The 20,316-nt window shown below is 51.4% G+C and carries 22 protein-coding genes; 11 read left to right on the plus strand and 11 right to left on the minus strand.

The features are described 5' to 3' along the window. The first annotated feature begins 76 nt into the window (after nt 1-76). The 4 genes from gmk (at nt 77) to ACG1BZ_RS22950 (ending at nt 3,767) form a co-directional block, all read left to right on the plus strand. Nucleotides 77-697: a guanylate kinase gene (gene gmk, locus ACG1BZ_RS22935; RefSeq protein ID WP_413663829.1), complete on the plus strand. Its 621-nt coding sequence runs from the start codon at nt 77-79 to the stop codon at nt 695-697. 98 nt (nt 698-795) lie between these two features. Beyond that, nucleotides 796-1,059 (plus strand): DNA-directed RNA polymerase subunit omega, encoded by a 264-nt coding sequence (gene rpoZ / locus ACG1BZ_RS22940; protein ID WP_413663830.1) that lies wholly within the window; start codon nt 796-798, stop codon nt 1,057-1,059. A gap of 51 nt (nt 1,060-1,110) precedes the next feature. After that, entirely contained in the window at nt 1,111-3,228 is a 2,118-nt protein-coding gene (gene spoT, locus ACG1BZ_RS22945; RefSeq protein ID WP_282930627.1) for a bifunctional GTP diphosphokinase/guanosine-3',5'-bis pyrophosphate 3'-pyrophosphohydrolase, read from the plus strand. A gap of 155 nt (nt 3,229-3,383) precedes the next feature. Beyond that, the gene (locus tag ACG1BZ_RS22950) at nt 3,384-3,767 is read left to right on the plus strand and encodes a Rid family detoxifying hydrolase (RefSeq protein ID WP_413663831.1); all 384 of its coding nucleotides are present in this window, start codon (nt 3,384-3,386) and stop codon (nt 3,765-3,767) included. A 50-nt stretch (nt 3,768-3,817) separates the two neighbouring features. Here ACG1BZ_RS22950 and ACG1BZ_RS22955 read toward each other — a convergent pair whose 3' ends face one another. Together ACG1BZ_RS22955 and ACG1BZ_RS22960 are read right to left on the minus strand one after the other, a co-directional pair. Continuing rightward, on the minus strand, nt 3,818-4,702 hold the full coding sequence (locus ACG1BZ_RS22955; RefSeq protein WP_413663832.1) for a sugar nucleotide-binding protein: 885 nt from the start codon (nt 4,700-4,702) through the stop codon (nt 3,818-3,820). Between the two features lie 141 nt (nt 4,703-4,843). Beyond that, nucleotides 4,844-5,104: a GlsB/YeaQ/YmgE family stress response membrane protein gene (locus tag ACG1BZ_RS22960; RefSeq protein ID WP_108735039.1), complete on the minus strand. Its 261-nt coding sequence runs from the start codon at nt 5,102-5,104 to the stop codon at nt 4,844-4,846. 189 nt (nt 5,105-5,293) lie between these two features. Here ACG1BZ_RS22960 and ACG1BZ_RS22965 point away from each other — a divergent pair, with 189 nt between their 5' ends. Further along, a complete protein-coding gene (locus ACG1BZ_RS22965) occupies nt 5,294-6,217 on the plus strand; it encodes a hydrogen peroxide-inducible genes activator (RefSeq protein WP_413663833.1) in 924 nt (307 codons plus the stop codon). Continuing rightward, entirely contained in the window at nt 6,196-8,301 is a 2,106-nt protein-coding gene (gene recG / locus ACG1BZ_RS22970; protein WP_413663834.1) for an ATP-dependent DNA helicase RecG, read from the plus strand. The genes ACG1BZ_RS22965 and recG overlap by 22 nt, the downstream gene beginning before the upstream one ends. Nucleotides 8,302-8,311: 10 nt before the next feature. On the opposite strand, the gene ACG1BZ_RS22975 is transcribed toward recG, so the two are convergent. Then, a complete protein-coding gene (locus ACG1BZ_RS22975; RefSeq protein ID WP_413665904.1) occupies nt 8,312-9,628 on the minus strand; it encodes a dicarboxylate/amino acid:cation symporter in 1,317 nt (438 codons plus the stop codon). Between the two features lie 74 nt (nt 9,629-9,702). Here ACG1BZ_RS22975 and ACG1BZ_RS22980 point away from each other — a divergent pair, with 74 nt between their 5' ends. The 4 genes from ACG1BZ_RS22980 (at nt 9,703) to phoR (ending at nt 13,537) form a co-directional block, all read left to right on the plus strand. Then, on the plus strand, nt 9,703-10,380 hold the full coding sequence (locus ACG1BZ_RS22980) for a chorismate--pyruvate lyase family protein (protein WP_413663835.1): 678 nt from the start codon (nt 9,703-9,705) through the stop codon (nt 10,378-10,380). A 59-nt stretch (nt 10,381-10,439) separates the two neighbouring features. Continuing rightward, nucleotides 10,440-11,258 (plus strand): 4-hydroxybenzoate octaprenyltransferase, encoded by an 819-nt coding sequence (gene ubiA, locus ACG1BZ_RS22985; RefSeq protein ID WP_413665905.1) that lies wholly within the window; start codon nt 10,440-10,442, stop codon nt 11,256-11,258. A 110-nt stretch (nt 11,259-11,368) separates the two neighbouring features. Continuing rightward, nucleotides 11,369-12,073 carry a phosphate regulon transcriptional regulator PhoB gene (gene phoB, locus ACG1BZ_RS22990; protein ID WP_108735044.1) on the plus strand — a complete coding sequence of 235 codons (705 nt, stop codon included), beginning with the start codon at nt 11,369-11,371 and terminating at the stop codon, nt 12,071-12,073. A gap of 84 nt (nt 12,074-12,157) precedes the next feature. Beyond that, nucleotides 12,158-13,537, plus strand: coding sequence for a phosphate regulon sensor histidine kinase PhoR (gene phoR, locus ACG1BZ_RS22995; RefSeq protein ID WP_282930620.1), 1,380 nt, complete (start codon nt 12,158-12,160; stop codon nt 13,535-13,537). A gap of 12 nt (nt 13,538-13,549) precedes the next feature. On the opposite strand, the gene ACG1BZ_RS23000 is transcribed toward phoR, so the two are convergent. From ACG1BZ_RS23000 to ACG1BZ_RS23015, 4 genes are all read right to left on the minus strand, one after another. Next, nucleotides 13,550-13,909: a hypothetical protein gene (locus ACG1BZ_RS23000; RefSeq protein ID WP_282930619.1), complete on the minus strand. Its 360-nt coding sequence runs from the start codon at nt 13,907-13,909 to the stop codon at nt 13,550-13,552. Between the two features lie 2 nt (nt 13,910-13,911). After that, the gene (locus ACG1BZ_RS23005) at nt 13,912-14,523 is read right to left on the minus strand and encodes a DUF938 domain-containing protein (protein ID WP_413663836.1); all 612 of its coding nucleotides are present in this window, start codon (nt 14,521-14,523) and stop codon (nt 13,912-13,914) included. After that, complete coding sequence (yaaA, locus tag ACG1BZ_RS23010) at nt 14,520-15,296, minus strand: peroxide stress protein YaaA (protein WP_282930617.1); 777 nt, start codon at nt 15,294-15,296, stop codon at nt 14,520-14,522. The genes ACG1BZ_RS23005 and yaaA overlap by 4 nt, the downstream gene beginning before the upstream one ends. A gap of 79 nt (nt 15,297-15,375) precedes the next feature. Further along, nucleotides 15,376-15,855 (minus strand): DUF4265 domain-containing protein, encoded by a 480-nt coding sequence (locus ACG1BZ_RS23015; RefSeq protein WP_282930616.1) that lies wholly within the window; start codon nt 15,853-15,855, stop codon nt 15,376-15,378. Nucleotides 15,856-15,927: 72 nt separating this feature from the next. Between ACG1BZ_RS23015 and ACG1BZ_RS23020 the strand changes: the two genes are divergently transcribed. Further along, on the plus strand, nt 15,928-17,214 hold the full coding sequence (locus tag ACG1BZ_RS23020; RefSeq protein ID WP_413663837.1) for a M48 family metalloprotease: 1,287 nt from the start codon (nt 15,928-15,930) through the stop codon (nt 17,212-17,214). Between the two features lie 57 nt (nt 17,215-17,271). Here the strand turns inward: ACG1BZ_RS23020 and ACG1BZ_RS23025 are convergent, their stop codons facing one another. The 4 genes from ACG1BZ_RS23025 to ACG1BZ_RS23040 all read right to left on the minus strand — a co-directional run bounded on the left by ACG1BZ_RS23025 (nt 17,272) and on the right by ACG1BZ_RS23040 (nt 20,234). Next, entirely contained in the window at nt 17,272-17,865 is a 594-nt protein-coding gene (locus tag ACG1BZ_RS23025; protein ID WP_413663838.1) for a putative porin, read from the minus strand. Continuing rightward, nucleotides 17,789-18,220, minus strand: coding sequence for a putative porin (locus tag ACG1BZ_RS23030; protein ID WP_413663839.1), 432 nt, complete (start codon nt 18,218-18,220; stop codon nt 17,789-17,791). The genes ACG1BZ_RS23025 and ACG1BZ_RS23030 overlap by 77 nt, the downstream gene beginning before the upstream one ends. Nucleotides 18,221-18,802: 582 nt before the next feature. After that, on the minus strand, nt 18,803-19,630 hold the full coding sequence (locus tag ACG1BZ_RS23035) for a putative porin (RefSeq protein ID WP_413663840.1): 828 nt from the start codon (nt 19,628-19,630) through the stop codon (nt 18,803-18,805). Between the two features lie 289 nt (nt 19,631-19,919). After that, a complete protein-coding gene (locus tag ACG1BZ_RS23040; RefSeq protein ID WP_413663841.1) occupies nt 19,920-20,234 on the minus strand; it encodes an antibiotic biosynthesis monooxygenase family protein in 315 nt (104 codons plus the stop codon). Nucleotides 20,235-20,316 lie beyond the last annotated feature (82 nt).

Consider the following 20,316-nt stretch of genomic DNA (forward strand, 5'->3'; position numbering starts at 1 on the left):
CCCTTCATGACACTCTTTCATCTCCAGACGCAAGCTTCGGTTATAATGGGCTCTTTGCTCGCGAACAGGATCAGTTGTGCAAACAGGAACCCTCTACACCGTCTCCGCTCCCTCCGGTGCAGGAAAAACCAGCTTGGTCAAAGCGCTGGTAGACAGCGACAGCCAGGTTACCGTATCGGTTTCCCATACCACTCGTGCCATGCGCCCAGGCGAAACTCACGGCGTTGACTATCACTTTGTCGAGCGAGAAGAATTTTTGGCAATGTTGGAGCGTGATGCTTTTTTTGAGCACGCCCAAGTTTACGGCGATAATTATTACGGCACCGCCAAAGCTGAGATCGAAGAGACTCTTGCCAGTGGTCGCGATGTAATCCTGGAAATCGATTGGCAGGGGGCCGAACAGGTTCGTCGCCTGCGCCCTGATGCAGTGGGTATTTTTATTTTGCCTCCGTCCCAGGAAGCCCTGCGCGAGCGCCTCACCGGACGCGGTCAGGACGATCAAGCAGTCATTGATCGCCGTATGGACCAGGCCATCGACGAAATGACCCATTATGTCGCCGCAGATTACCTGGTAATCAACGACAACTTCGACCAAGCGTTAACAGAGCTGCGTGCCATTATCGTTGCCCAGCGACAGCGCTTAGAGCTGCAGCAACTGCGCCACGGCGATCTACTTCAGGCACTGTTGCGCCACTGAACCAATTGATCGAATTGCATACATTTCCCGGTCCGGTAAAATAGCCGGTCCCCTGTACAGAATTTGCCTTCGGGCACAGCAAATGGAAACGAAAGTTTATGGCACGTATTACCGTTGAAGATTGCCTTGAGCATGTGGACAACCGCTTCGAGCTCGTTATCGTCGGCAGCAAACGCGCCCGTCAGATCGCTACAGGCGGCAGGGATCCATTGGTTCCCGAAGAAAACGATAAGCCCACGGTAATTGCCCTGCGCGAAATCGAAGAGGGCCTGGTGGATGCCGCCATCCTCGACGAGCCGGAACGCGAAGAGGCACCTGCTCCTATCGTTGCCCCCAACTACCTAACAGATCAGCAAGTCTGATCAGGTCTCTTACTGGGTACTTTTTGAGTTTTATGAGAGGCGCGCGCGGCATTGCACACCATAGATAGTTTGGCCCACCGCCTCTCCTCATACCTTCCCCCCGACCAGATCCAAATCGTCCGCCGCGCCTATTTTTACGCGGAGCAGGCTCACGATGGTCAGCAGCGCCGTTCCGGCGAGCCCTATGTCACCCACCCGCTGGCAGTTGCCACTATTCTCGCGGGCATGCATATGGATCACGAGAGCCTGGCGGCAGCCATGTTGCACGATGTGATCGAGGATACGGGTATCCCCAAGGCAGCTCTGGCCGAGCAGTTTGGTGGAGAGGTTGCCGACCTGGTCGATGGGGTCTCCAAACTAACCCAGTTCGAGACCGACAGCCCGGCAGAAAAGCAGGCGGAAAACTTCCAGAAGATGGCCCTGGCCATGGCCCGCGATATCCGCGTGATTCTGGTCAAACTGGCCGACCGCCTGCACAACATGCGCACTCTCGGCGCGCTGAAACCGCAGAAGCGTGCCCGTATTGCCCGCGAGACGCTGGAGATCTACGCACCCATCGCCCACCGACTGGGTATGAACGACGTTCGTATCGAGTTCGAGGATCGCGCTTTTTTTGCCATCTACCCACTGCGTGCCAGCCGCTTACGCGCCGCCCTGGTCGCCGCCCGCGGCAATCGCAAAGAGCTGCTGGAACAAATTCAGAATGCTATAGAACTGCGCTTGCAGCGGGAGGGCATCAGCTCTCTGGTGATTGGCCGGGAAAAGCACCTATTTAGCATCTACCAAAAGATGCGCGCCAAGAAGAAGTCCTTCAAGGAGATAATGGATGTCTACGCTTTCCGCATCATTGTGGACAGTGTGGATACCTGTTACCGGGTTCTAGGTGTTATGCACAGCCTGTACAAACCGGTAATCTCCGAGTTTAAAGATTACGTCGCTATCCCCAAATCCAATGGCTACCAGTCACTGCACACAGTGCTGCTGGGTATGCACGGGGTGCCCATTGAAGTTCAGGTCCGCACCAAGGAAATGGATGAAATGGCCAACAGTGGCATTGCCGCCCACTGGCTGTACAAAGCCTCCGGCGATGAGGTGATCAATACCGGTGGCACCAGCCAAGTGCGCGCACGGCGCTGGGTCCAGGGACTGCTAGAGATGCAGCAGCGCGCCGGCGACTCGTTAGAGTTTATTGAAAACGTAAAAATTGACCTGTTCCCGGATGAAGTTTACGTCTTTACCCCTAAAGGGCAGATCGTCGACCTCCCCGCAGGAGCCACTGCCGTGGACTTCGCCTATTCCGTACACACGGATATCGGCAACTCCTGTGTTGCCGTGCGTATCAATCAGCGCCTGGCCCCTTTGTCCCAACCTCTGGAGAGCGGGCAAAAAGTCGAGATTCTCACGCGCAAAACTGCACAGCCAAACCCTAACTGGCTCAATTTTGTAGTAACCGCCAAAGCGCGCAGTGCTATCCGTCACTTCCTTAAGCACCAGCGTCACCACGATTCCATTACCCTGGGACGGCGCCTGCTGGAAAAAGCACTCAGTAAGTTCGACACGAGCCTAGACGCGCTATCGCCAGAGCAATTAGAAGCGGGCCTCAAAGAAGCGAAATGCGCAACTTTGGACAAACTGCTGGAAGAGATAGGTATGGGCAGTAAAGTGGCCTTCTCTGCCGCTAAATTACTCGCGCCCGTCACCAGTGAAGAGACTGAAGCCAGCAATATCTCTTCACCCTTAACGATCGATGCCCAAGAGGGCATGATGATCAGTTTTGCTCGCTGTTGCCGCCCCATTCCCGGGGATGCCATTATCGGCCATATCAGCTCGGGCAAAGGCGTAGTAGTACACCGCGACACCTGCCGCAATACCGGTGATTTTCGCGAGCACCCGGAAAATATCATGCTGGTGAACTGGTCGCCGGATGTGACAGGGGAGTTCCTCGGTGATGTGCGGGTAGAAGTCGAGTCAGAGAGAGGGATTATTGCCCGACTGGCTACTCGTATTACGGAAGAGGGCGCCAGTATCGAGCAGATCAATGTGGATGAGAAGGATGCCCACAACAGCGTGATCTCCCTGACCCTAGAAGTCAGTGGCCGTGTACATTTGGCGCGTGTTATGAAGCGCCTGCGCAACCTCCCTTCTGTCATACGCATCGCCCGCCCTTGAGGAACACAAGGGAATCCCACTGGGAACTGCCATTAGGCTTCAAAGCGCGATATATTTAACCGACTTCTGAAAGCCCCGCAAATAAGTAAGGGATTATTCGGAAGTTCCGTATAGGTCTTCCTTTTCAACAATATTGATAAGTAATGGAGTACCCCATGCCCAATCGAGCCGTTATTAAAACCGACCGGGCACCCGCCGCAGCTGGTACCTATTCCCAGGCAGTAAAAGTGGATAATACTGTTTACCTGTCGGGACAAATAGCTCTGGACCCAGAGACACAACAGATGATTGGCGGAGGTTTTAGCGATGAAGTCCACCAGGTCTTTCGCAACCTCAGCGCAGTCTGTGAGGCCTCTGACGGATCTCTCCAGCATATTGTGAAACTCAATCTCTACATTACCGACAGCAGCAACTTTGCCGCTGTAAATGAGATAATGGCAGAGTTTTTCGAAGAGCCTTATCCCGCCAGGGCAACCGTCGTCGTCAAGGAGTTGCCGCGGGGAGCCTTGTTTGAGGCCGAAGCGATTATGGTGACCTGAGGCAAGAAGTTCTCGCCGAAGCTGTCACAATAATAGAGGAGGAGGGCAACTCAGCCCTCCGACTCCAACAAAGCACTGTAGCCCACCTTGTAATCTGGATACTTCAATTCGTAACCACTGGACAGCATCAACTGATTGCTGAGCTTTTTCGAGCGGCGCTCGCTCGTTTGCACAATCTCGCGCAGGTGGGCACTGGTGTACCCCATCGCTTTTACCAGCCACTGCTGTAGCTCGTACATTGGCACAGGCTGGCTATCGGCACCAATATAAAGCGGTTCTGGGGCCACCCCCTGCTTATGTCGTTCAATCAGGTGCAATAGAAAGCCAATGCAGTCATCTATATGGATACGATTGCTATATTGCGGTGGCTGGGGAGGGGCGCAGCGACCAGCGCGAACCTGTGACAGCAATCGATCGCGACCGGGCCCATAAATACCCGCAAAGCGTACAATGCAACTATTGGGAATTGAGCTGCGGATGATCTCTTCGGCCGTCAGCAAACTATCCCCCTGAAAACCACTGGGCATAGGTAAAGTTTGCTCATCGATAAAGTCGTCGCCGCTCTGGCCATAAACACGAGTAGATGAAACCCAAATAACCAAGCGCGGTGGGGATGGAAGGTGCGGAACAACTTCAGCGACTGCCTTTGCCGTTTCCACATAGGCGCGGTGATAGCCGGTTGGCGTGTGCTCAGTGGGGGTAAATGTTGCGAGAATGATATCCGCCCCCGTAGACAACAAGCGTTCAATATCCTCTTTCTTAGTGGCATCCCCCCGGCGCCAATTCACCACATCTGCCCTGCGCTTACTCGCCAGAGCTACCAAGGGATTGCGCCGCATCCCATAAACCGCGTATTGCTTTCGGTCTATATGCAGTGCCAGTCTCGCCCCGAGGTCACCACACCCAAGGATCCAAAGCTTTTCTTGTTGTGTCATATAGTTCCCGGTGAACAATCTTTGCTGCTCACCTTATTCCCTTGATTCAGTGCTATTCAGTCCTAAGGTGCTGGGGTCATTTGGGCAAATTCAAATTCGGAATGCTTATAGTTCGCCGCCGAGGCTCTCCCCAAAGGCGGACTAGTTGCCACGCCTTTTGAACATGCGATAGATCGCAAGAAAAATTATCGCACCAATCGTAGCCGTTATTATGTCGCCAATTCCGAAACCAGTCACTGGGCCACCGAACCCAATCAGGGCACCCAGCCAGCCTCCAATAAAGGCACCGACAATGCCGATGACCATAGTGACTATCCAACCACCAGGATCTCTCCCGGGCATAATCCACTTTGCCAAAGCGCCGGCAATCAACCCGAGAATGACCCAGGACAGAACTCCCATGACGTATCTCCGTTCGGTGTGCCCCTTACAGATATAGCAAAATTTTGCGCCTCAATCCCACCTGAATTCCCAAAACTAGTAAATTTTCCCAATATTCGCTCTCAGCTTACAGATTGAGACAGGGTATTGGCCAGCAGCGATTATTTATGAATAATTACTATTACCAATGGCCATCTGATTGCCTCGACCATGACTCTCAATGAACTGCGCTATATCGTAACTCTCGCCCAGGAACAGCATTTTGGCCGTGCCGCCGAGCGCTGTTACGTCAGCCAACCGACACTCTCTATCGCGGTAAAGAAACTGGAGAAAGAACTCGGTGTCGCCCTGTTTGAGCGCTCAAAAACCCGAGTGCAGGCAACACCATTGGGCGAGAGAATTGTCGCCCAGGCCCAGCTGGTTCTGGAACAGTCAGCAGCTATCAAAGACATTGCCAGCGCCGGCAAGGACCAGCTGGCGAGTCCCCTGTCAGTTGGCGCCATCTTTACTATTGGGCCCTACCTGTTCCCACACTTTATTCCCCAACTACAGCACCTGGCACCAGAAATGCCACTCTATGTTGAGGAGGGATATACCGCCACTCTGAGACAGAGGCTGCGCAAGGGCGAACTGGATGCCATCATTATTGCGCTGCCCTTTACCGAGCCCGACGTTGTCACCCAACCCCTGTACGACGAGCCATTTGTTGTATTGATGCCCGCAGGGCACCCACTTACAAAGCAGGAGGTTATCTCCCCGGATCAACTCACTGAAGACAATGTGCTTCTTCTGGGTGAGGGTCACTGCTTCCGTGATCAGGTACTGGAAGCTTGTCCGAACCTACAACTAACCATGGAAAAAGAAGCGGGCGGCGGCAGCATACGCACAGCCGCAGATGGCAGCTCACTGGAAACACTCCGCCATATGGTGGCTTCAGGGCTAGGGATTACTGTATTGCCACTCTCAGCCGCCACCGCATCACAGTACGCCAGTGGCCTGCTCGAGACCCGCCCCTTTACCGCACCGGGCCCACGCCGCACCGTAGCACTGGCCTGGCGGGCAAGCTTCCCCCGACACCGCGCAATCGACATACTGCGAGAGGCCATTAGCCAGTGTCACCTGACCATGGGATAGATAACAACCTGGCCGAACTGCCCGTTACCACCCTCAAAGGCGTGGGGGATAAATTTGCCCAGGTGTTGGCCAAACTCCATATCAACTCCCTACAGGATTTGGTTTTCCACTTGCCCCTCCGCTACCAGGACCGCACTCGAGTAGTACCCATTGCCGGCCTCACCGCCGGTATGGATGTGGTTATCGAAGGGGAGGTCAGTGCCGCCGATGTCGTATTCGGCCGCCGCCGCAGCCTGGTGGTCAGATTACAGGATGGCAGCGGCACCTTAACCCTGCGCTTTTTTCATTTTTCTGCCGCACAGAAAAGCCGCTTTGCCCGAGGAACCCGAATACGCTGCTTTGGGGAGGCCCGTCGCGGAGCCAACGGCCTGGAGCTCTACCACCCGGAAACGGAAATCGTCGGTATCGAAAACGCGGAGACCGCAGATACCCTTACGCCGGTTTACCCGCTAACAGAAGGTGTGAGCCAGGCCCGTATGCGAGGATTGGTGGAGCAGGCACTGGTTCTACTGAAAAACGGTGCTGTTACCGAGTTCTTGCCGGCAGAGCTGTTACCCAAATCTCTGCGCTACCCCCTCAGGGACGCCTTGCTGTATTTGCACGCCCCTCCGGCTGGCACCCAGCTAGATCAACTGGCAGCAGGTACTCACCCCGCCCAGCAGCGTCTGGCCCTGGAAGAGTTACTGGCACACCATCTGAGTCTGCTGGAGTTGAGGCGCAATAGCGCTAGGGTAGCGGCACCACCTCTGTCCGTTAACCGATCCCTGGAGCGAGACTTTTTATCGCGCCTGCCATTTTCCCTCACCGGCGCACAGCAGAGAGTTTGCGAGGAAATCGCTGAGGATCTGGCTCAGCAAACCCCGATGATGCGCCTATTGCAGGGAGATGTGGGCGCGGGAAAGACCCTGGTCGCCGCTATGGCTGCCCTCAAGGGCATCGGGGCCGGCGCTCAAGTAGCAGTCATGGCACCGACAGAAATCCTGGCAGAGCAGCACCGAATCAACTTTTGTAATTGGCTGGAACCTTTAGGTATTGAAGTTGCTCAGCTAACGGGCAGCTTAAGGGCTGCCGAGCGGCGTAAGCAGCTGGGCAAGATAGCCAGTGGCGATGCCCAGTTAGTGGTGGGCACCCACGCACTTTTTCAGGAAGAGGTGGCTTTCCACAACCTGGTGTTAGTGATTATCGACGAGCAACACCGCTTTGGCGTACAGCAACGTCTGGAGCTGCGTGAGAAAGGGGCGGCAAGTGGAGCTACCGGCAGGCTGCAACCCCACCAGCTGATTATGACCGCTACACCGATTCCCCGCACCTTGGCGATGTCCGCCTTCGCTGACCTGGATTGCTCAATCATCGATGAGCTGCCGCCGGGGCGCCAACCCATCAACACCGTTGCCATTGCCAATGATCGGCGCGACCAGGTTATGGAACGGGTGCAAAGCGCCATCGCCGAGGGTCGCCAGGCCTACTGGGTTTGCACCCTTATCGAGGAGTCGGAAAGCCTGCAGGCCCAGGCGGCAGAATCGACCGCCGAAGAGCTCGCCGAAATGCTCGAAGGCGTTCGCGTAGCCTTAGTACACGGCCGCCTGAAGCCAGAGCAAAAAGAGCAGGTGATGAGCGCCTTCAAGGCCGGGGAAGTGGATTTGCTGGTGGCCACCACGGTCATTGAAGTGGGCGTCGACGTGCCCAATGCCAGCCTGATGATTATCGAAAACCCCGAACGCCTGGGCCTGGCCCAATTGCACCAGTTGCGCGGCAGAGTCGGGCGCGGCTCTATTGCCAGCCACTGTGTGCTGCTGTACGGCACACCGCTATCGCAGAATGGCCGCGCCCGCCTGCAAGCGCTGCGTCAACACAGCGATGGTTTTGCTATTGCAGAGGAAGACCTGCGTCTGCGAGGTCCCGGGGAAATCCTCGGCACCCGCCAGACAGGGGAGATCCAGCACCGTATCGCAGACTTGCAGAGGGATGCTGAGCTGCTGCCGCAAGTGCAAAAAATTGCTATTTCCCCTCAATTGACAGAGGGCATGCGACAACAGCTGATTAAACGCTGGTTACAGAACAAGCCTCGATTTGCCGAGGCTTGAGGAAAGCGCCCTAGTGGGCGCCTACTGTGTTGTTGTCGTTAATGCTGACACTCTTGTAATTGGCATCGTAGTAAGTCTCTTCGTCCAAGGCACCTTCACTCTTCGCCACCACACTACTTACTACCGCATCACCGGTAATATTGACCGCCGTGCGCACCATATCCAGCAGGCGATCTACGCCGATCACAATGGCAATCCCCTCGAGTGGCAGCCCCACCTGTTGCAATACCATACCCAACATAATCAGGCCGACGCCGGGCACCCCAGCAGTACCAATAGACGCCAGAGTTGCTGTCAGGATCACCGTCAGAAAGCCGGTCAGGCCGATCTCAATTCCAAAGAACTGGGCAATAAAGACCGTAGCCACACCCTGCATAATCGCGGTGCCATCCATATTGATAGTCGCACCCAGAGGAACTGTGAATGCAGCAATTTTATTATCCACACCCAGGCGCTTCTCTACCGTCGACAAAGTCACCGGGATAGTGGCAGCAGAGGAAGCGGTACTGAAGGCAAATAACATGGTCGACCACATTTTCTTCAGTAGCTCTAGGGGATTGAGCCCACTCAGCAGCTTCAGAATCACCGAGTAAGTACCCAATGCATGCAGAAGCAGGGCACAGACCACGACCAGGAAATACTTTCCGAGTTGTATCAAGCCTCCTAACCCAAGACCGGCAAAGGTTTTCGCCAGCAACGCAAAAACGCCATAGGGGGCAAAAACCATCAGTACACCGACCATGCGCAAAACAACGGTATTGAGGTCATTAAAGAAAGCGGCAATACGTTGACCCGGCTCCCCGCAACGAGAGATCGCATAGCCCATCAACAGGGCAAAAACGATAATCTGCAGCATATTTCCCTCAGCCATAGCGGCAACAGGGTTGGTCGGGAATATATTGACCAGTACCTCTGAAAGAGGTGGGGACTCCTTCGGCACAAATGTTGAAGCGGCTTCAGCTGCGGCTTCATTAACACCAACTCCAGGCTGGAAGATTAATGCCAGACACAGTGCCAGGGTAATGGCAATGGCCGTTGTCGCCATATAAAGCAGGACGGTTTTACCCGCCAGCGGTCCAATTCGGCTGCCTTCCGATAGGGCACAGGCGCCACTGATCAGCGAGACCAGAACCAAAGGTACCACCATCAACTTTAGTGACGCGATAAAGATACGGCCGATAACATCAAACAGGCCTTCGGTCAGGTAAAGATTAATAGCACTGTTCACGCCAGCACCGAGCAGCTGGGTCTCATTCAAGGAGTTGATTAACCCCCCAACGGTAATGCCCGCAAACATTCCCACTAAAATTTTGGTCGTAAGCCCCATAACAAGCTTCTCTTTATGAATCGTTGTTTTCATTGCAGTGAGCACTATATCCATTGCCGTGCTGGGGAGCAAAAATGCAACAGGGAGAGACCTGTTGCCACCGGCCGGGATACAATGGGGCCTTTATCCAGACTGCGGAGTTATCGTTGCACCAATCACCATTTGTGCCCTCTGGCGATTGGCAGAGTTTGCCTCTTGAAACCCAGCAGCAACCACCCAAAAATCTGGTGCCCTGGCTGACCTATTCCGGATCACTCACCGCCGCTCTCAAGCAGCAAAGTGACGGGGACTTTTATGTTCGCGTGCTGTATCAGGGTTGGCAGACACCTCGCCCAGAAGAATGCCTTGTACTGGGTTTACACAATGGTAGCCGGGCCCTGATTCGGGAAGTTTTGCTCTACGGTTGCGGACAGCCCTGGGTGTATGCCCGCAGCGTTTTGCCCGAACGCAGCCTTCAAGGAAAATCTCGCAATCTGCGCAGCCTGGATACCCGCCCGCTGGGGGAGCTGCTGTTTAGTGAACCGGGTATTCGCAGAGGGGAGATCGCCCTCAATTTGCTGCAAAAATCCCCTGGCTGCGCCGATCGTGAACTTGGGGAAAAGGATTCTGAAGTCTGGGGTCGCCGCTCGCTATTCTGGCTGCGGGACAAGCCTTTACTGGTGTCGGAGGCTTTTCTTCCCAACTTCACACCGACAGGTGACCCCATAGCGCAAGAAGCAGCCAAAACTATCGCAACTGAGGATTCACTGTGATCAGCCAACAGATCGCACAACGCTGGCCCACCGCGCTGCCCTACTGGCAATTAGCGAGGATGGACAAACCCATAGGTTCACTGCTGTTACTCTGGCCCACTTGGTGCGCACTATGGCTAGCCGCTGAGGGGTGGCCGGGCTTCCACTTGTTTATCGTATTTACACTCGGTGTGATCCTGATGCGAGCGGCTGGCTGCGCAGTCAATGATTTCGCCGATCGCAAAATTGACGCCCATGTAAAGCGCACTGCGGAGCGTCCTCTGGCCACCGGCGCACTGACGCCAAAGTCTGCATTGGCGCTTTTCGCCGGCCTCAGCGCTGCCGCCTTCCTTCTGGTACTCACCACCAACACACTCACAATTCTCCTCTCGTTTTTAGCTCTGGCTCTGGCATTCGGCTATCCCTTTGCAAAGCGCCACACACACCTACCCCAGATGGTCCTGGGCGCCGCCTTTAGTATGGGAATCCCCATGTCTTTTGCAGCGGTTACAGGAGAAGTACCAGCAGAGGCCTGGTTGCTCTATACCGCCAACTTGGTTTGGACCCTGTGCTATGACACTTTCTATGCGATGGTGGACCGCGATGACGATCTTCAGATCGGCGTTAAATCCACCGCCATTTTGTTTGGGGAAATGGACAAGGTGATCACCGGAACCTTACAACTTTTAGTTCTAATAGCCCTGCTGCTTATTGGATCAAGGTTCTCACTCGGTATTTTTTACTACTTGGCGCTATTGCCGGTTTGCAGTTTATTCGTTTATCAGCAGTGGCTGATTCGGGACCGAGAGCGAGAGGGCTGTTTTCAGGCTTTTATCAACAATAATTGGGTAGGGTTTGCCATTTTCGCCGGCATATCGCTGCATTTTCTGCTGAATTGAAAGATGAGTGGGCCCTAGAAGTGGAGCGTCATATATTTGTCATATAAATCCCGTTTAATCCTCGGCCATAACTGGGGAAACCCTGACAACAGAGCGGGTATGGCAGGCAAATGCACAGTAAAACGATCCTGATTGTCGATGACGAATCCGCAGTGCGCGATATGCTGCGGGTCGCACTGGAAATGGCGGATTACCGCTGCCTTGAGGCGGAAAACGCCCAGGAAGCTCACGCCCTGATTATCGACGAGAAGCCAGACTTAGTGCTGCTCGACTGGATGCTGCCGGATGTTTCCGGGGTAGAGCTGGCAAGGCGCCTCAAGCGCGATGAACTCACCACCTCATTGCCGATCATCATGCTCACGGCAAAAGGTGAAGAAGACAATAAAATCAAAGGGTTAGAGACCGGGGCCGACGATTACATCACCAAGCCTTTCTCCCCCCGGGAGCTGGTTGCACGCTTAAAGGCCGTACTGCGCCGCGCGGGCCCGGCAACCCCGGAAGAACCCCTCAGCGCCGGCGCATTGATATTGGACCCACTGAGTCACCGAGTCACTATCAAAGGGCAGCCGGTGGATATGGGGCCAACAGAATTTCGCCTTCTCACCTTCTTCCTCTCCCACCAGGAGCGCGCCTATACACGCACCCAACTCCTCGATCATGTATGGGGTGGGAATGTCTATGTGGAGGAGCGCACCGTGGATGTCCATATCCGCCGTCTGCGCAAAGCCCTGGCCATTGATGGCCACGACCGCTATATCCAGACAGTTCGCGGCACCGGGTATCGGTTTTCTGTGCAAACCGCAGAAAAAGTGTGACAATCCTCTCTGGATCGGTACCGATCCCTGCAGAATCAAACCTCCGCGCTTAACGGGTGCGGGCCTGGTTCCATGAGGTATTGAATGCGGGCGGAAGAGGCTGTGCCACTGCCGCCATCTATCAGGCAACACGGCAACTCTATGTTGGATCGCAGTATTGGCGAGTTCTCGCGTTTCGTAATTATCGCCCTGGGATGCACCATTCTCGGTGTCACCTCCGGCAGCTGGTCTCTCGCCCTGATTGCGGGATTGGCCAGCTATCTGATCTCAGTGCTGTGGCAACAGCAACGTTTCAACCGCTGGCTGGCAAACGGCAGACGCGGCCCAGCCCCAACCGCCTTTGGTATTTGGGGCGAAATCTACGACGACTTTTACCGTATGCAGCGGCGCCACCGCCGCGAGAAGCAGAAGCTGCACGTGATGTTGCGCCGAGTGCAAGACAGCACCAGCGCACTGCGCGAAGGCATTGTAGCCCTGGAAGACGGCGATAACCTGGCTTGGTGGAACCCTGCAGCGGGTGAACTCCTTGGGTTGCAAGCCAGTGATTCCGGCCAGTCATTAGTCAACTTTGTCCGCGACCCTGGCTTTGTCAGCTATATGCACGGTGATAACAGCGGAGAACCCCTCACTCTGCCCGCACCTGGCAATGAAGCCCGCATGTTACAGCTGGAAGTCACCCGCTACGGTAAAGATGAGGCTTTGGTCATTGTTCGCGACATCACCCGTTTACACAATCTCGAGCAGATGCGCCGGGATTTTGTCGCCAATGTTTCCCATGAGCTGCGCACCCCCCTCACGGTAATTGCCGGCTACCTGGAAACACTGCAAAGCAGTGATATGGCACCGCCTCCCTGGAGGAAACCCCTGGCTCAAATGGAGGAGCAGACTGGCCGCATGAGTACGCTGGTCAATGACCTGCTGCTATTGGCTCGCTTGGAGACCTCAGAACGCAAAAGCGGGGATATGGCTGTAGCCGTACCAGAACTGATTGAGAGGGTGGCCCAGGAAGCGCGCAGCTTCAGTGGCGATCGGCATCATCATATCGAAGTTGATTGCAAAGGGGATTGCTACCTCAATGGAGACCCCGGCGAATTACACAGTGCGTTTGCCAACTTAGCTTTAAATGCAGTGAAATACACTCCCGAAGAGGGCGGAATTCAATTGCGCTGGTGGCAGGATGACAAAGGCGGGCACTTTTCCGTAGAGGACAATGGTATCGGTATCGATTCGATCCATATTCCCCGCCTGACTGAGCGCTTCTATCGAGTTGATCCAGGCCGCTCACGGGACAGTGGCGGCACAGGTCTCGGGTTGGCGATCGTTAAGCATGTGTTGCTGCGACACAATGGAGAAATGAGTGTAGAAAGCACGCCCGGGCAGGGCAGTCTCTTCACGCTTCACTTTCCGCCAGCAAAGCTGGCTCAAAAGCCAGCATCCAGGTTGAGTTCTGAAGCCGCTAATTAAAGCGGCTTTCGATTACTCCAGTTCCTGCAGTTCTACTTCTTTACCGTCTTTGACATAGCTGGCCGTGCCCTCTTTACCCAGAGCGTTTGCTTCCCGGCGCAAAACCAAATGGTGCAACTGCAAATCCCCATCGCGCAGCAGTAGGTGCTCATTGCCCTCATCATCGGTAGGCAGGGCCTTAGCACCAATGAGGGCATCTCGCAGAGCGCGCAGCTTGGGCACATCGCGATAGCGATTCAAGTCATTCGACAAACGGGCTTTCATGCGCTCACTCTCATGCAGTGCCGCCGCTGTCTCACGGTACTTGGCAAAAAAGAATACGGCTCCAATGGCAAAAGCTACGATCACCGCTATTTCAAACCACTCAGGCATAGTTACTCCTTATTATCATTTTTGCGCCAAACAATTAATTGATTATTGGCCGGCAAGAAATTTAGTTCTGTGCGACTGAACCCCGCACTCTCTGCCAGCTGATCGAGCCATTCGAGATCGCGAATCCCCCGCTCGGGATCATGCTCCTTCAACTCGATATCAAAATCCGCATTAGTAGGGCCAATAAACTCTCCTGCAATTTTCACTGGACCGTAAACGATCAACAAACCTTCCGGCTCCAGAACATCGGCACTGTGCAGAAAGAACTTTTGTACCAGTTCAGCCGACATAATATGTAAGGTGTTTGCAGTGAAAATAGCATCAGCCGAAATCTCGGGCCAAAATTCGCCAACATCGAGCACTAGCGGCTGTGGCAGGTTGCTATTGGGGACCTCCGCCAGCCAGGACTTTACTACCTCCAGCTGTTGCGATCGCTCTGAAGTTTGCCATTCAAGATGCGGTAAATGCGGAGCAAAATATACTGCGTGCTGACCAGTACCACTGCCAACCTCAAGCACTTTGCGACTTAAAGCCAACAGGCGAGTCAGTTGTTGGAGAATCGGCTCGCGATTGCGCCCGCAGGAGGGCGCATTCGGCAATTCAGTACTACTCACTGCGGTTCATCCCGGGTAAATACCCAATCCCACTCAGTGGACATATTCGGGTTATAGACATAACCGGCCACATCAAACCCTTTCAGCTCTTCAGCCTTCTTTACCCTCTGGTCAATGGCCCAGCGACTCATCATGCCTCTGGCTTTTTTAGCGAAGAAGCTAATCATCTTATACTGACCATTTTTCAGGTCCTTAAAATGCGGGGTGATCACCTGAGCATCAAGCTGCTTGGTTTTGACTGATTTGAAATATTCATTGGATGCGAGGTTTACCAACTCGCGACTCTTCACGCCCTGCAACTGCGCATTCAATGCTTCGGTAATCTTATCTCCCCAAAATTCATAGAGATTCTTACCCTTGGCATTTTCAAATTTAGTACCCATCTCGAGGCGATAGGGCTGCATCAAGTCCAATGGGCGCAGCAAACCATAAAGGCCAGAGAGCATACGTAAGTGCTTTTGCGCATAGGCAAAGTCCCGCTTACCCATAGTCTCCGCCTCCAGTCCGGTATAAACATCACCTTTAAAGGCGAGCAGGGCGGGGCGGGCGTTGTTATCGGTAAACGGACGCTTCCAAGTATGGAAGCGATCGTAATTTAAGACTCCCAACTTATCTGAAATTTTCATCAAGCTGGAAACCTGCTGCGGGCTCAGTTCGCGCAGCTCTTTGATCAGGGCTGCTGATTCTTTCAAAAAGTCCGGCTGGGTGGTTTCCAGTGAGGGAATATCACTTTCATAGTCCAGGGTTTTCGCCGGTGAAATAACTATTAACATCGGGTGCCTTCTCGCTTCGCTATCGCCTCAACCACACACTACCAAGCTATTGTGGCTGACCCAAATATATCGCGGATGTTTACTCTGGCTTTAGGACGTCCTGCCACCAATTGAGTGGAGTCTGCCCGTCCTTAGGGTCATAAACATTGCCGTAATACCAAACGCTGTTAGCCCCATCGCAGGCACTGTTGAGGATCTCCTCAATCTTATCGAATCCACAACTGACATGAATGCTGTAGACCAATACGCGCGGAGCCTCCAGATCCAAATCGCCCCCGAGCTTCTCCAGCTGTGGGGTCAACTTATCAGACAGTTCCGTGCTATCGCCGCGACAAAAAATACGCACCGCCAAATTCCCCGAGCGCTTTACCAACTCAAATTGCTGGGTGTCTTTATCGACCTTAATGTAATCCCCACTGGCGATTCCCTTAATAAAGACAGGGGATCGCACCAATTGGCAGCTATCATCCTCGCTCACACGAACCTGTAGCCGTTCCACCACGGGCTCACCTTCGGGGTTGTTGCCCGCAAATAACTCAATGACTTGAAGTGCCGTCATAAACCTCAGTTCCCGTACTGTGTACAATGAGTAACCATTCTAATGACTCAACATTATACAGGGAGGGAGGCAATGATCTCGCGTACCCAAGCGCTTACGGCATGTGTCGCGTTTTGGACAACCACGATTCTCGGAGGATGCGTTGTCAATCCAGTCACCGGTGAGAAACAGGTTTCGCTGATATCTCCGCAGCAGGAGGTTCAACTGGGGCAACAGCACTATGCTGCCAACCAACAGCAACAGGGCGGCCAATACACCATTGATCCGGCCCTGCAAAACTACATCAATCAGGTTGGCCAAAAGCTGGCGCGGGCCTCAGACCGCCCCCAGCTACCTTACGAGTTTGTGGTTCTGAACAATTCGGTTCCCAACGCCTGGGCCTTACCCGGCGGCAAAATCGCTATCAATCGAGGCCTGCTGGTGTTACTCGATGACGAAGCTGAGCTCGCTGCCGTACTGAGCCATGAGATAGTTCACGCTGCTGCGCGACATTCCGCAACTGCGATGTCCCAACAACAATTACTGGGCGCAGGCCTGGCAATCGTGGGAGCTGCCACCCAGGACTCTGGCTACTCTGACTTGATTGCCACCGGGACTCAACTGGGGGGCTCCGCCTATATTGCCCGCTACAGTCGCGGCAATGAGTTAGAGTCAGATCAATACGGTATGAAATATATGGCCGCTGCGGGATATGATCCCCAGGGGGCCGTACGCCTGCAAAGAAAATTTGTTGAACTGTCGGAGGGGCGGCAAGCTCGTGGACTGGAAGCGCTCTTTGCCAGCCATCCCCCTTCCCAGTCTCGTGTCAGCGCTAATATCAAGCACAGTCAATCTCTACCCAAAGGGGGAATCACCAACCGGGCCTCTTACCAAAAAGCCATAGCGCAATTAAAGCGCGATGCCGATGCTTACAAGAATTACGACGATGCGGTTGTCGCAGCCAATGATAAAAAGTTTGACTCTGCACTAAAGCTGGTGAGAAAAGCTCAAAAACAGCAACCCAAAGAAGCTGCCTTTTTTGCGCTAGAAGGCGATTTATTCAGTCAAAAGAAACAATATAAAAATGCTCGAAAGGCATACGATAGTGCCATTCAAAAGAATCCGGCGCTATTTTCGTATTGGCTAAAGCGGGGAATCACTAATATCCAATTAAAAAATTATAGCTCTGCAGAGGGCGACCTAACCAGATCACTACGCTATCTGGATACAGCTTACGCTCACTACTACCTCGGCCAGACCTATGAGAGACAGGGAAATAAGCAAAGTGCTTACAAGCACTATCAGGAAGCTGCTGGGGCTGGAGGAGAAATTGGCACCATGGCACAAAACCGAATAAAAGCCATCACCAACAAAGGGTAAATAAATTTGATTTATAAATAAAAAGGGCCGTCTCAGACAGCCCTTTTTTAATTTTGCTTATAACTGAAAAATTACGCTAAGTTCGAACTTTTCTACATCAAGTTCAATAAAGGGAGTCAAAAAGCTAAGCACGGTATCATTTTCAAGATCCGGCATTACATCAAGCGTTGAAGTAGATCCAGCACGATAGGTATCACTACCAAAGCTGCGAATATTAATATTATCATCTGCCTCCATAGTGCTATAAGCGGCCTCAAAGGCAATATTCCGACTAAAGAAGTGAGTGAAAGCCAGCTTCATATCGTCTTTCTCGTCCAGTTTCATACCAAACGAGGTGCTTTGTGAGAAGAAATAATCTGCACCGATCTGCCAATAATCGTCATCACCTTCATAGTCGGCATAAGAAAGTTCAGTGGTCAAATACCTCCCACCTCCCAGGCTTGTGAAATATTTAGAGGAAAAGACAGCCACATCCAGACCATCGTCACTGACAAAATCAAAACCAATATAATCAGCACCGCTCAACGGATAGTTGTATCGAAATTCAACATAAGTCTCTTTATCAGACTCAAAATCAGTATGGGAAAGTTCTAATAAAAAAATTCGGGGTGAATAAATAGCCAAGAGCAACCGTGTCAATATTTCGATCATTAACTTCAGTTAAATCTATACCGAAAATAAAACCATTTTGAGAGAAATACTCCCCGGTCACAGCGTAATTATCGGCATTATTACTATCTACCTCATTATGGAAAAAGGCAGCCGATACATTGCTTACTTTGTTAATATATCCAAACTCATTTAGGGGGCCTAGAGTTTCTTTTCCAGAAAAGTAATAAGTAGTTTCAACCAAAAACTGATTTCCATCTAAATCAAACTCACCGCCCCAAATATCTAGATTATAATCCAAGCTAGAATAGCCAGCTGTAGTAATTAAATTATATTCTTCAGCGTCAGCGGTTACAGAGAGAAATAACAGGGGAAGAACAGCGAGACTGAATCTCATTTCCAAAACCTTTCGTTAACATAATGATCTAAATTAGGATGCGAATTCTAACAATAATTTTTCACTGTGCAACAAACACTATTTGTAAGAGATAAAATCAAAGCCCACATATAAAAGAGTTATGCGATAGGTTCACTATTGCAACTAAACCTTGTTGATTTATTTCACACAGCAGACCCTCTATGATCTTTCTGCCCATATATAGCTCTACTGAACTAACAAGCAACCTTTTGTCTAGAGATACCTATCGATGAATGTTCTTCATCCACTGGCTTTTATAGAACATTCAAATCGATAAGGTTCCTCTTAGTAAGCCCACACAAGAATTAAGCTATTTTTGGAAGGGGTATCTCGCGATAGCAAGAGACTTAGGGAGGTTTCAAGCTTATTTAGAGGTCGTATGTAAAAAGGAAGATCAACAAAGTATCTCCAACTATTACATAAAAACAACTAAATACAGAAGAAAATTGGCACCAAGGTACCGAGAAAGATTAGAGCAGTAAAGCTAGGTTACTTTGAGCTTACTCAAGTTAAACATGAAAAATAAAGGGCTATCAATGACAGCCCTTTATTTAAACTAACTTACAATTGAACAGTTAAGCCCAACTGATAGATATCAAGATCACCCTTAATATCATTGTTAGAGAGATAAGCCGTTTCAACAGCAATATTGCGGTTAAAGAAGTGGGTCATACCCAGCTTGTAACTTTCTTGCTCATCATAATTAAATTCAACAGAAGTGCGTTGATTGAAGAAAAATTCAGACCCTAACGCCCAGAAATCATCAGCATTCTCAATGCTATTGTAAACCAATTCTACAGTCAGGTATTGCTCTCCAGCCAGATGAGCGAAGTACTTGGAGGACAAAGCACGATTTTCGAATTCTTCATCAACAAAAAGGTTAAAACCAACATAATCAGTCGAATTCAACTGGTAGTTATAACGAGCCTCCATGGAAAACTCATTATCACTATCATCATCAACATGATTTAACTTAACAAGAAAATCTGGAGAGAATAGATATCCGATAGACTGATAATCTAAATTAGTCTCCCAAAGGTCACTTATGCCGGCACCGACAACCAAACCATTAGAAGCAAAGTATTCACCACTTACCGAGAAAATGTCAGAGTGATCACCGCCACTGTTAAAGTGCGAGAAACCTGCAGAAACATTACTCACTTTGTTGATATATTCAAACTCTTTCAAGGGGCCAAGAGTTTCTTTACCGCCAAAATAGTAAGTAGTTCCAAGATCAAAAGAATCTGTGTCAGAACTGTAGCTTAAACCATTGCTTCTAATATCAAACTCGGAATGAGAGTATGTAGCATTAGTAAAAGAGTTGTATTCCTCAGCACCTACAGTTGCAGCGGCGAGCATCAGGGGGAGAGCAGCAAGCTTGAATCTCATTTGATAAATCCTTCGTTAACGTAGCGATCCAAATTGGGCTGCGGATTGTAGCAAAAGTTTTTTGGTGCGCAACAACAGCAAATTACACGATAAGCAATTAGAGCCAAATTTGCGGTAAAGCGAATATTTTTTTTCGACAAAAAAACGTATCAACAAGAAAAACAAATGCTGTAATTGGCTGTAATGTACCAAATGAATAAATTCCAGCTAAAAACAATAAAATAAAAAGTTTTATTTTTTATTCGAACACATATTTATTCAGGCTGTGTTCAGGTTCAGTTGATTAACATCAAGCGCTATTAATATTTACAACCCATTGCGGGTCATAAAATTCCCCTATTAAGCTAATTTTTACAAAAGGGGCCACGCTGGCAATGATTTCATCGATTTTTTTACTGTGCTCATCTTGCATAGCATCCCGATCTTTTTTACATCGCCAGCTAGCAATGGCTATCAACACATTGGGGTCATCAATTTTTCGATGAAGCTCTGTGCCCATCGCTCCCGGGGAGCGCTGGATAATCTCAGAAGCGCGCATCCAGGCATCGGCATAATCCTCAGCTTTAAACCCATTTTGTAGATGAACTTCGAAGATAAATTTCATGCTCTGTATTACCTAACGACTAACAAATAGTTTTCCGTAAAAAAAAAAGGCCGCACTAGGCGACCTTTTTAAGTTAGCAAAG

Source organism: Microbulbifer sp. CNSA002 (assembly GCF_047324085.1).
Taxonomy (GTDB): domain Bacteria; phylum Pseudomonadota; class Gammaproteobacteria; order Pseudomonadales; family Cellvibrionaceae; genus Microbulbifer.